This is a genomic window from Amycolatopsis decaplanina DSM 44594, from assembly GCF_000342005.1.
GTDB lineage: Bacteria > Actinomycetota > Actinomycetes > Mycobacteriales > Pseudonocardiaceae > Amycolatopsis > Amycolatopsis decaplanina.
On sequence record NZ_AOHO01000065.1, the window covers coordinates 106,668 to 118,538 of the forward strand.

Annotated in this window: 6 protein-coding genes; 4 read left to right on the top strand and 2 right to left on the bottom strand. The window is 68.6% G+C overall.

The genetic code is table 11. The annotated features are described in order from the left end of the window. The first annotated feature begins 52 nt into the window (after nt 1-52). The 3 genes from H074_RS24415 to H074_RS24425 are packed head-to-tail and all read left to right on the top strand — an operon-like array spanning nt 53 to nt 3,976. Nucleotides 53-2,629, top strand: a complete 2,577-nt coding sequence (locus tag H074_RS24415) for an ABC transporter permease (RefSeq protein ID WP_007032741.1) — start codon at nt 53-55, stop codon at nt 2,627-2,629. After that, nucleotides 2,622-3,314: an ABC transporter ATP-binding protein gene (locus H074_RS24420; protein ID WP_007032742.1), complete on the top strand. Its 693-nt coding sequence runs from the start codon at nt 2,622-2,624 to the stop codon at nt 3,312-3,314. Before H074_RS24415 ends, H074_RS24420 begins: the two co-directional genes overlap by 8 nt. Then, nucleotides 3,314-3,976 (top strand): ABC transporter ATP-binding protein, encoded by a 663-nt coding sequence (locus H074_RS24425; protein WP_007032743.1) that lies wholly within the window; start codon nt 3,314-3,316, stop codon nt 3,974-3,976. The genes H074_RS24420 and H074_RS24425 overlap by 1 nt, the downstream gene beginning before the upstream one ends. Before the next feature lie 61 nt (nt 3,977-4,037). Here H074_RS24425 and H074_RS24430 read toward each other — a convergent pair whose 3' ends face one another. After that, complete coding sequence (locus H074_RS24430; protein WP_039923316.1) at nt 4,038-5,681, bottom strand: tannase/feruloyl esterase family alpha/beta hydrolase; 1,644 nt, start codon at nt 5,679-5,681, stop codon at nt 4,038-4,040. A 226-nt stretch (nt 5,682-5,907) separates the two neighbouring features. On the opposite strand from H074_RS24430, the gene H074_RS24435 reads away from it, so the two are divergent. Continuing rightward, a complete protein-coding gene (locus tag H074_RS24435; RefSeq protein ID WP_039923276.1) occupies nt 5,908-10,200 on the top strand; it encodes a GH92 family glycosyl hydrolase in 4,293 nt (1,430 codons plus the stop codon). A 64-nt stretch (nt 10,201-10,264) separates the two neighbouring features. On the opposite strand, the gene H074_RS24440 is transcribed toward H074_RS24435, so the two are convergent. Next, nucleotides 10,265-11,671, bottom strand: a complete 1,407-nt coding sequence (locus H074_RS24440) for an MFS transporter (RefSeq protein ID WP_007032746.1) — start codon at nt 11,669-11,671, stop codon at nt 10,265-10,267. Nucleotides 11,672-11,871 lie beyond the last annotated feature (200 nt).

Consider the following 11,871-nt stretch of genomic DNA (forward strand, 5'->3'; position numbering starts at 1 on the left):
GTGCGTATCCATGCGGGTGAAGTGGGGGGCTCCCGGCGGGCCCAGGGTGACAATGCCGTGGCGAGCGGCTCCGAAGGCGGCGCTGACCAGTCCCCTGACTTTGATCATCGCCGCGGTGACCGCCTTATTGGCCTGCTTCCTCGGTACCGCCGCCGTCCTGCAGTCCTCGGCCGCGGGCGGCGCGGCCGTCACGTACCAGTCCGACATCGTGTGCCCGGACTACTACGGACCCGTTTTCAGCAAGGACAACGTCCCCACCGCGGTCGCTCCGCAGGTCGTCGACTCGGTCCGCCGGAACGCGGCGGCGCACGGCTTCTCCACACCGGTCACCTCCCGCTACACGCCTGTCCTCTTCGGCACCGAGTTCAACGGCGACCCCCACTACAAGGTCGTTCTCGCCCATCGCGACCAAGCGCTTCAGGGCCACCTCGATCTGGCGGACGGATCACCGGGAGCCGGGTTCTGGCTCGGCACCATCGTGGCCGGGGCGCAAGGCATCAAAGCCGGGACCACACCGAGCATCCACGGCACCCCGATACCTCCGGTGACCGGGCTGTACCGCGACCTTCCCGACCCGGCGCCGCGCTGGTGGTGCTCGCAGCAGCGGAACGCCGTCGTCGGCAGGCTCGCCAACGACCCGCTCGACTCGGTCATGTTCGCCGACGACGGGAAGACGTTCGACGACACGGTCCACACGCTGGGCGTCCCGATGATCAAGACGCTGCACATGTCGTTCTACGAGGCGCCGCCCAAGACGGTGAGCGAGGCCGAGGACCTGCAGGAGCGCTCGAAAGCCCTCATCGCCGCCGTCAAGGCGGATCTGGGCTCCCGCGGCCTCGGTGACGCGATCGTCGGGTCGCTGCCGTTCGAGCGCTCGGTGGAGATCAGCAACCAGGCGGAATCGAATGTCCTGATCTCGATCCTGCCGCTCGCGGCCATCAGCATCCTGGTCGGCTGCGCGGGGATCGGCACTGTCGCGTTGCAGTGGTACCAGCGGCGGCACCCGCAGCTGAGGTTGCTGTCCGCGCGCGGCAGCGGCCCCTGGGCGCTGGGGATGCTCGCGGTCGCCGAACTCGGGCTCCCCATCGTCGCCGGTGGCACGGCCGGCACGGTGCTCGCACGACTGTTGCTCGGGGTCTACGGACCACCGGGTGAACCGGACGACGGCGCGACGCTGTGGGGGTCGCTCGTCGCGGCCACGATCCTGCTCGTCTCGCTCTCACTGCTCGCCGGGGTGATCTCCGTCCGCACCCATCGGGAGTTCGAACTCGGCCGGGTCCGGTCCGGGCGGCGAAAGAAAGTGAAGTTCCTGGCCTTCTTCCCGTGGGAGCTGCTCACCGCCGCTGTCGCCCTGCTCGGCTGGAACCGGCTCGTCGACTACAGCAAGGGATCCCGGATCGGCAACCCGCTCCCCCAGGTCGACCCGCTCGCGCTCACGTACCCGGTGTTCGTCGTGCTCACCGTCGGGCTCGTCGCCGCACGACTGGCCTGGCTCGCCCTGCACGCGTCGCATCGCGCCCGGCTGTGGTCCCGGCCCGCACTGCAACTGGCCATCCGGCGACTCGCCAGTGCCCGCGCACCGGTCACCGGTGTGCTCGTGATCGGCACCCTGGCCATCGGAACCCTGGCCACCGGGATCGGTATCGCCCGCGGACAGGAAGAGGCACTGCAGACGAAGTCCGCCATCTTCGTCGGAGCCGAGACCAGGGTCGACACCGAAAGCGTCGTCGGCACCGGGAAGGTCCGGCTGCCCGCCTCGATCAGCGGCAGCACCACGATCATCGGCGAGCTGACCGGCACCGGCAATGTGGTGCTGGTCGTGGACCCGCGCAGCTTCCGGCAGGCCGCCACCCTCGGTCCGCTCGACGGTGCTGAAGTCGACCGGTTGCTGAGCGGCCTGTCGAGCCCCGGCAACGGCGTCCCGGCGATCCGGATCGGGAACGACGCCGCCCAGAAACCCGCGCTGCCCGCCGGCCTCGGTGACGCCAGGGCGATCGGCGACCTGCCGATGTTCCCGATCATCGGCACCAAGGCCGGATACGTGATCTCCCGGGAATCGCTCAGCGACGCGCAACTGGGCACCGTGCCCAAGTGGAGCCTGCTGTCCAGCTCGTCGATGACGCAGGTGACCGAGGCGCTGACCACCGTGGGGGTCGTGACGGCGGTCAACCGCGTCACCCGTGAATCAGCGCTCGACGCCCTCCCGTTCTACGTGGTGTCCTGGACGTTCTCGTTCATGGCCTTGCTCGGTGCCGTGCTCGGTGTGGTGGCGGTGCTGTCGCTGCTGGTCGCGGTCGAAGTCCGCCGTCGCCAGAACGCGCTGGCCGGGGCGCTGGTGCTGCGGATGGGCATGCGGCCGCGTGCCCTGCTGGCGAGTCATCTGATGGAACTGGGCACACTCAGCGGGCTCGCCGTGGTCATCGGCGTCGTCTGCGGTGTCTTGGTCGCGGGGCTTTCGGTGCCGCGTTTCGACCCGGCGACCTTTCTCCCGCCGCAGTCGGCACTGCCCGACCCGACCCCGCTCGCCCTGACCGTACTCGCCGTCGGTGTGCTCGTCGTGGCGCTGGCGGGCTGGATCGCGATGCGCTCGGTGCGCACCGCCCGGACCGCGGAGTTGATCCGTGCCTGAGAAACCGATCTTCCGGCTGCGCGGGATCGGCGTCGACTACCAGACGCCGGCGGGCACGGTCACCGGCGTCGACGATGTCACCATCGACATCCCGACACGCGGGATCACCGTGCTGGCCGGGCCGTCCGGCTCCGGCAAGTCCACCCTGCTGCGGACACTCGGCCTGTTCGAGCAACCCGCGCGGGGCACGATCTCCTTCCAGGGCACCGAAACCGGCAAGCTGCGGCATCGTGACCGGCGGGCACTGAGGCGAACCCACCTCGGCCTGGTGTTCCAGAACCCGACCGACAACCTGCTCGCGTACCTGAGCGTCGCCGACAATCTCCGCGCGGCGGCGGAATCGGCCGGGACGGAATGCCTGCCTGACGACATCCTCGACCAGCTGGGTCTGGGCGGGACAGGCGACTGGCGGATCTCCGCGCTGTCGGGCGGGCAGCAGCAGCGTCTCGCGTTCGGCTGCACGCTGGCTCGCCGCTCGACCGTCGTCCTCGCCGACGAGCCGACGTCCCAATTGGACGAGGGCTCGGCCGACCGGGTGCTCGACACCCTGAAGTACCTGGCGGATCAGGATTTCGCCGTCATCGTCGCCTCGCACGACGACCGGCTCATCGAACTCGGCAGCCGGGTCGCTCGGATGCACAAGGGCAGACTGGAGAAGGTCGAAGAACGGGAGGTCGTGCCGTGATGGCGGAACCCGCCCTCGAGACCGTCGGGTTGCGCCGCCGGTTCCCCCATCCCAGCGGGGACGTCGAAGTCCTGCGCGGGCTCGAACTGCGTGTGGCAGCGGGAGAACTGGTCACCGTGTCCGGTCGGTCCGGTTCCGGCAAGAGCGCGCTGCTGGCGCTGCTGTGCGGTTTCGACTCGCCCGATTCCGGCAGTGTCCTGCTGGACGGTGTCCCGATAGCGGGCGCGCCGCCGTGGCACACCTGCGCCGTCCTGCCACAGGCGCTCGGCCTCGCGAACGAACTGACGATCGCGGAGAACGTGGCGCTCCCGTTGCGGCTCCGGTCCGACGTCCCCAAGCCCAGCGCGAAGGACATCCACGCGAGGGTTTCGGAACTGCTGGAGGAACTCGGGATCGGCGACCTCGGCGACCGCTACCCCCTGGAGGTCTCGTTCGGGCAGCAGCAGCGGGTCGCGCTCGCCAGGGCGGTCAGCGGGCGGCCCCGGGTCCTGCTGACCGACGAGCCGACAGCGCACCTCGACGCCGGGAGCACACCGCGAGTGCTTCGGCTGTTGCGGCGCTGCGCCGAGGAGGGTGCCGCGGTGATCGTCGCGACGCACGATGACGAGGTGCACCGGATCGCGGACCGGCGGGTGCGACTGCTGGACGGCGTCCTTTCATAGCTCGTGAGTGGTAAGGACGGTTCTAACCGTCTTTACCACTCACGAGACGTGCCCCAAATCTCTAGGGAGCTACCGGACCAGCCTTGCCGTAAAGACCGTTCCCCGCCCAGTTCACAAGATCCTGCGAAGGCCGCGAAGGCGGGACCGGCACGAAGTTCGCGGCTTCGTCGATGCTTCCGGTGCCGTCGTACCTGGCCTGCAGCGGGTACGGGAACACCGGCCGCGTGCGGAAGACGTTGCCGTCGGCGTCGCGGCCGGTGGCGATCGTCCGGTCCGGGGCGGTGCCGCGCTCGACCCAGGCGACCAGTTCCTTCAGCGGGTCGTACTCGGTCAGCTTGTCGCCGGTCGCGCAGTGGTACAGCGCGGGAACCATGAACAGCCGGGCCCAGTTCCGTGTCGCGGCGGGACCGCCGTTGGCGTGGGTGAGCCGCTGGTAGTAGTCGACGGTGCCCGCGGCGGGGATCGCCTGATCCGCCCAGCCGTGCCAGATCACGAGTTTCCCGCCGGCGCGACGGAATTCGCGCAGGTCCGTCGACATCGCGTTGGACCGGATGCCTTCCGGGGTCAGCCTGTCGAATTCACGGGACGTGAAGGCGAACTTCTCGACCGACGAATGCGGCGTCCCGATCGGGTAAGCCATGTACTTCAGGTAGCTGTCGGCGAGTGCCTGTGCGAAGGGAACGCCGCCGGTTTCCGGTGACGGGATGATCCAGCCGTACCAGGAGAGCTCGGAGCCGACCGTCTGGCCGCCCGGATACAGCTTGCGGCCGTGTTCGTCGGTCGGCGGCGCGTAGATCTTCCTGGTGGCCCCGACCTGCGCCGCGGTGAGGCAACCGGCGTTGTCGGTGCCCGGCGGGCAGGCGATCGTGGCCGGGTCGAAGCGGCAGGTGCGCGGATCGTCGATGGCACCGTCGCCGAGTCCGTCGGACTTGTCGCAAGAGGAGAGTGCGGCGGCGTGCAGGGCCGGGAGTTTGTCGGCGGTCAGGATCGGCTTACCGTCGGCGCCGGTGTTCACCTTGGCGAGCCAGGTCTGGTAGACGCCGAGCAGCGGTCCCCAGTATCCGGCCGGTGCGCCCGCGACGATGCCGTCGAAGTCGTGGGGATAGCGCTGCGCCAGCAGAAGCGCCTCACGACCCCCGTCGGAGCAGCCGCTGAAGTAGGACTTCCTCGGCGGAGCGCCATAGAACGCCGTGATCAGTCGCTTGGACGCCTTCGAGACCACGTGCGGCGCACGGAACGCGAAGTCGTCGCGAGCGACCTGATCGTTCTCGGCCCACTTGCCGTCATCGACGACCGCAGGGGTCCTGCCGACGTGACCGTCATCGGTGGCCGCGACGGCGACATCGCCACCGTGCGGGAGGCCGCAATCGGCGAACGGCGGCGTGGTGACCACACCGCAGAATCCACCGCAGCCGAACTGCAGGTACCGGCCCGCGTAGGTCTTGGTCGGCAGTCGCAGCTGGAACCGCACCGCCGGTTCGACGTAACCTCGGACGTCGCAGTTCTCCGGCTCGGTCGCCGTCGCCGGCACCACGGTCGCGGTCTCGACGTGCGTGATCGCGCCGGGAACGTCATAGGTCCGCACCAGGTCGGCGCAGGCGCGCACCGGGCGGAAGGTCGTTTCGCCGGCGGTGGCCGCCGGAGCCGTGAGTATCGAGCCTGCCGTGATGAGCGCTGCCACGCCGAGCATGGACAACCGCCGCATGTCCCCACCCCAGTTTCCCGGATCGGCTTCAGTCGTGTCTTCACCCTGGCCCCGAGCCTGTCGGTTGTCCACCAGGTTTCCCGGCATCCGGGTTGTCCAGTTCGGGCCAGGTTTGTCCGAGTGTCTTGACATCGATGTCACACCCGGGCTTTTCTCTCTTGGCGCCACCGGTCCCCCTGCCTGAGCGGCGCCCAGCATGCCCCCGCGAGAAAGCATTGGTGCAACGATGCCCCGAAGCGTCAGACCTCTGGTCTGCAGCGTCCTGAGTGCCACGGTGGTGGCGTCTGGGCTGGTAGCCCTCCCGGCCACCGCCGCGGCCGAAGAAGCCCCACCAGACTTCTACTCCTCTTTCGAGCAAGGTGAACCGCAGCCGACGTGGAGCGACACCGTCGACGTCGACCCGTCCGGCAAGCCGAAGGCGTTCGGCGTCGACGGCGCGAACGCCACCACCATCCCCGGTGACATCCGCGGCAAGGTCACCGAGACCTCCGCCAACATCGAGAACACCCCGAACGAGGGGGTGTCGAACCTGGTGGACGGTTCGACCGACACCAAGTGGCTGGCCTGGACCCCGACCGGCTGGGCCCAGGTCGCGCTTTCGGAACCGACGTCGATCACCCGCTACGCGCTGTCCTCGGCCAACGACTTCGACAACCGCGACCCGCAGGACTGGACCCTGCAGGGTTCCGCGGACGGCCAGGCCTGGACGGATCTGGACAAGCAGACCGGGCAGAAGTTCTCCGACCGGTTCCAGACCAAGGAGTACCGCCTTCCCGCGGCGAGCGCGGCCTACAGGTTCTTCCGGTTGACCATCACGAAGAACAACGGCGGCGACATCATGCAGCTCTCGGAGCTGCTGCTGGCCAACGAGGACCCGGCCCCGCCGGCACTGCCGAACATGCGCAGCTTCGCCGACAGCGGCCCGACCGGCGGCTACACGAACAAGAACCGCGTCGGATTCACCGGCCAGCGCGCGTTCCGCTACTCCGGCAGCCACAAGGCGCAGGGGCACGGCTGGTCGTACAACAAGATCTTCGACGTCGACATCCCGGTGGCGGCGACCTCGGAGCTGTCGTACAAGGTCCAGCCGGAGTTCATCCGCGGCGACCTCAAGTACCCGAGCACGAACGTCGCGGTGGACCTGGCGTTCACCGACGGCACCTACCTGAGCCAGCTCGGCGCGGTCGACCAGTACGGTTTCGGGCTCTCCCCGCAGGGCCAGGGCGCGAGCAAGGTGCTCTACACCAACCAGTGGAACCTGGTGCGCTCGCAGATCGGGGTGGTCGCGAAGGGCAAGACGATCGACCGGATCCTGGTCGGCTACGACAACCCGTCCGGCCCGGGTTCGCTGCAGGGCTGGCTGGACGACATCAAGGTCTCGGCGACGCCGACGCCGCCGGCGAGCCTGCGCCCGTCCGACAACGTGCTGACCACGCGCGGTTCGCTGTCCAACGGGTCGTTCTCGCGGGGCAACAACATGCCCGCCACCGCTGTCCCGCACGGGTTCAACTTCTGGATCCCGACGACCGACGCGGGCACGTTGAGCTGGATGTACTCCTACCACTCGCGCAACAACGAGCAGAACCTCCCGGCGCTGCAGGCGTTCTCGGCGAGCCACGCGCCGAGCCCGTGGATGGCGGACCGGCAGACGTTCCAGTTCCTGCCTTCGACCGCGAGCGGTGTGCCGAACCCGGACCGTGAGGCGCGGAAACTGCCGTTCAAGCACTCCAACGAGACGGCGCGGGCGCACTACTACGGCGTCGACTTCGAGAACGGGATCAAGACCGAGGTCGCGCCGACCGATCACGCGGCGCTGTACCGTTTCAAGTTCCCCGGGGCGGACTCGAACCTGATCTTCGACAACGTCAACAACAACGGCGGGCTCACCCTCGACCCCGCCGGCCGGTCGATCACCGGCTACAGCGACGTCCGCAGCGGGCTGTCCGCCGGTGCGACCCGGATGTTCGTCTACGCGACCTTCGACAAGCCGGTGACCGCCGGTGCGAAGCTGTCGACCGGTTCGGGTGACCAGAAGCGGGACAACGTCCTCGGGTACCTGAAGTTCGACGCGGGTGCCGACAAGACGGTGAACATGCGGATCGCGACGTCGCTGATCAGTGTCGACCAGGCGAAGAAGAACATGGAGCAGGAGCTCGCCCCGAACGCGACGCTCGAGTCGGTCGCCGACGCCGCGCAGAACGCGTGGGACGAGAAGCTCAAGGTCGTCGAGGTCGAAGGCGCCTCCAAGGATCAGCTGATCACGCTGTACTCCAACCTCTACCGCCTGTTCCTGTACCCGAACTCGGGCTTCGAGAACGTCGGCACCGTCGAGAAGCCGGTGAAGAAGTACGCGAGCCCGGTGTCGCCGAAGGCCGGTCAGGACACCCCGACGCAGACCGGGGCGAAGCTGGTCGACGGCGAGTTCTACGTCAACAACGGGTTCTGGGACACCTACCGCACGGTGTGGTCGGCGTACTCGCTGCTGAGCCCGGACACCACCGGCAAGCTCGTCGACGGTTTCGTGCAGCAGTACCGCGACGGCGGCTGGATCTCGCGCTGGTCCTCCCCCGGTTACGCGGACCTGATGACCGGAACCAGCTCGGACGCGGCGTTCGCGGACGCCTACCTCAAGGGAGTCAAGGGTTTCGACGTCCAGTCGGCCTACGACTCGGCGATCAAGAACGCCACCGTGACCCCGCCGAACGGCGCGGTCGGCCGCAAGGGCATCGACGAGGGCACGTTCCTCGGATACGCGCCGAACACCGCCGACCACGGGTTCTCCTGGGCGATCGAGGGCTATGTCAACGACAACGCCATCGCGAACATGTCGAAGAAGCTCTACGACGAGGCTCCGGCGAACGACCCGCGCAAGCAGGAGTACCTGGACAACTACGGGTACTTCACCGAACGGGCCACGCAGTACGTGAACGTGTTCGACCCGAGTGTCGGCTTCTTCCAGGGCCGGGACGCGGCGGGCAAGTTCACCCGCGCCAAGGACAAGTTCGACCCGGAGGTGTGGGGTATCGACTACACCGAGACCAACGCGTGGGGCATGCGGTTCTCCGTCCCACAGGACGGTCAGGGCCTGGCGAACCTCTTCGGCGGCAAGGCGGGGCTGGCGTCGAAATTGGACGAATTCTTCGCCACGCCCGAAACGGGGCTGAAGTTCGGCAGCTACGGCGGGATCATCCACGAGATGACCGAGGCGCGGGACGTGCGGATGGGCATGTACGCGCATTCGAACCAGGCCGCACACCACACGCTCTACATGTACGACTACGCGGGTCAGCCGTCGAAGACGCAGGCGAAGGTCCGCGAGGCGCTGGCCAGGTTGTACGTCGGCAGCGAGCTCGGACAGGGCTACGGCGGTGACGAAGACAACGGCGAGCAGTCGGCCTGGTGGCTGTTCGGCATGCTGGGCTTCTACCCGCTGCAGGTCGGCAGCTCGGACTACGCGATCGGCTCGCCGCTGTTCACCAAGGCGACCGTGAACCTGCCCGGCGGCAAGAAGATCGTGGTCAACGCGCCGAAGAACAGCGCGAAGAACGTCTACGTGCAGGGCCTGAAGGTGAACGGCAAGGCACAGACCTCGACGTCGCTCGCGCACTCGGCGATCGGAGGAGGCGGGACGCTCGACTTCGACATGGGTCCGAACCCGTCGTCGTGGGGTACCGGTCCGAACGACGCGCCGAAGTCGATCACCAAGGGCGACGCGGTGCCGACGCCGGTGCACGACCTGACCAAGCCGGTCTCCGGCGGGGACGCCGCGTTCTTCGACAACACGTCGCGGACCGAGGCGAAGGTCAAGGCGCCGATCCAGTACCAGGTGCCCTCGACGAACGAGGCGGGTTCGTTCTACACACTGACTTCGGGCAAGGGTGCGGGCGACGCGAAGAGCTGGGTGCTCAAGGGCTCCTACGACGGGAAGACGTGGGCGGTCGCGGACCAGCGGACCGACCAGACGTTCCCGTGGCGGCAGCAGACCAGGGCGTTCAAGATCGCGAACCCCGCGCACTACGCCTACTACCGGCTCGAGGTCACCGCGACCACGGGTGGCGAGGCGTCGCTGGCGGAGTTCGAGGTGCTGGGCAAGCCCGACGCGGCGTGCACCCAGACGATCACCGGCGAGCGCAAGGGCCCGCTCACCGTCCAAAACGGGGTGACCTGTGTGGACGGTGCGACGATCTCCGGTCCGGTGTCGGTGGCGGCGGGCGCGAGCCTGATCGTCCGCGGCGGGTCGATCTCCGGTCCGCTGACGGCGACCGGCGCGGCGCAGATCGTGCTGGACCGGACGAAGGTGGGCGGTCCGGTGGCGATCACCGGAGCGACCGGTCCGGTCTCGATCGAACTGACCGAGATCGGCGGGCCGGTGGCGTTGACGGGCAACCAGGGGCCGGTGCTGACGTCCAGCACGATCGGCGGACCTCTGGCGTGCGCGGCCAACTCCCCCGCTCCGACGGACTACGACCTGCGGAACACCGTCCGCGGCCCGGCCGCCGGGCAGTGCGCGAAGCTGTAGTCCTCCGGTAAGGACATGAAGGCCCCCTTCCTTGCGCCAGGCGCAAGGAAGGGGGCCTTCATGTCTATTCGGGACGGCGGCCGCGGAGGATGCCGAAGCCGACGAGGGCCGCGGACAGCAGGGTGAGCGCGAGCCCCGCGTAGGTGGTCGCGGTCAGGAAGTCGGCCGACCGCCGGGCCTCGGTCAGCGCGCCGGGGAAGACCAGCGCCAGGATGGTGCCGCTGAGCGTGATGCCGATCCCGGTGGTGACCTCGCCGGCGGTGTCGACGAGCGCGGCGCCGATGGTGGTCCGGTTCTCGGGCAGGCCGCGCATGACGTTGGTGCCGGCCACGACACCGACGACACGCATGCCCGCCGCGACAAGGGCGAGTGCGACGGCGATCCAGACGTAGCCGAGCCCGCCGAACGCGGTGTAGACGGCGAGCCCGCACACGACCGCGGCGGCGCTGAACCAGGCGGCTTTGGTGAGACCGAGACGGCGCATCAGCGGTGTGACGAGTGCGCCGCCGGCGATCAGGACGACAACCTGGGGCAGCATCCCGAGCGCCGCTTCGGCGGGCGCCCAGCCGAGGCCGAGCTGGAGGTGCAGTGTCACGAGATAGCCGAGCCCTGCGGTCGCGAGTCCTGCCGCGGCCTTGAGGGCCAGACCGCTGGACACCAGTGGGCGCGCGACGAGTTTCAGTTCCAGCAAGGGATGCCGGGCGGTCTTCTGGCGAAGGACGAAGCCGGTTCCGACGACGACCGCGGCCGCGGCAGCGGTCCACGGCAGGGCCGACGCGGTACCTTCTTCGACGAAGAGCGTGGGGGCGAGCAGTGCGAGGACGATCGTCGCGGTTCCCAGGACGGCGCCCGCGACGTCAATCGGATCACGGTGCAGGTCGGCGGGGTCGTCGGCGGGGACGCCGACCCGGATACCTACGAACGCGAGCACGGCCACCGGCACGTTCACCAGCAGCAACGCCTGCCACGGCGCGACGGAAAGCGCGAGCCCGCCGGCGGTGGGGCCGAGCGCGAGGCCGACCAGGCCCACGGTCGAGATGAGCGTGGTGGCGCGGACGCGCAGCACGTCGTCGTCGAACAGGCGGAACGCGAGGGCGAGCGACCCCGGTGTGGTCATCGCCGCCGCGACCCCCATGACGGCCCGGACGGCGATGAGCTGCCACGCGACGGTGACGAACGCCGTGGCCAGGCTCGCCACCGCGAGGAGCACGAGTCCGGTGAGCATGATCTTGCGCCTGCCCACGCGGTCGGCCAGCGCGCCGAAGGCCAGCATCAGTCCGCCGAACACGACGGAATACGCCCCGGTCACCCATTGCAGGGTGGTCGTCGAGGCGGAGAGTTCGTGGCCGATGGTCGGCAACGCGACATTGAGGATCGAGTTGTCGAGCATTTCGAACAGGAACACGGCCGAGAGACCGGCGAGCGCGGGCCAGACTTCGATCAGGGAACGGCTCTGAACAGGGGAACGCAAAGGTCGACTCCTTCGAAAGGAAGGAGTGACGGTTCATTCGATACCGCGTATGCGCGTGCCCATAGCGAAAGCACGTTTCTACCCCGATATCTCGATCATACGTCCGTGAAGGCCTCCTTGAGGGACCCTGGGTCCCTCAAGGAGGCCTAATGGGTTGTGTTCGAGTCTGGTTTGGCAGGCTTGGATGTGGTGGCTGCTGG

What these genes read in the sequence shown, in the direction of transcription:
- H074_RS24415 (WP_007032741.1), top strand. Translation starts at nt 53, where the DNA reads ATGCCGTGGCGAGCGGCTCCGAAGGCGGCGCTGACCAGTCCCCTGACT.
- H074_RS24425 (WP_007032743.1), top strand. Translation starts at nt 3,314, where the DNA reads ATGGCGGAACCCGCCCTCGAGACCGTCGGGTTGCGCCGCCGGTTCCCC.
- H074_RS24430 (WP_039923316.1), bottom strand. Translation starts at nt 5,681, where the DNA reads ATGCGGCGGTTGTCCATGCTCGGCGTGGCAGCGCTCATCACGGCAGGC.
- H074_RS24435 (WP_039923276.1), top strand. Translation starts at nt 5,908, where the DNA reads ATGCCCCGAAGCGTCAGACCTCTGGTCTGCAGCGTCCTGAGTGCCACG.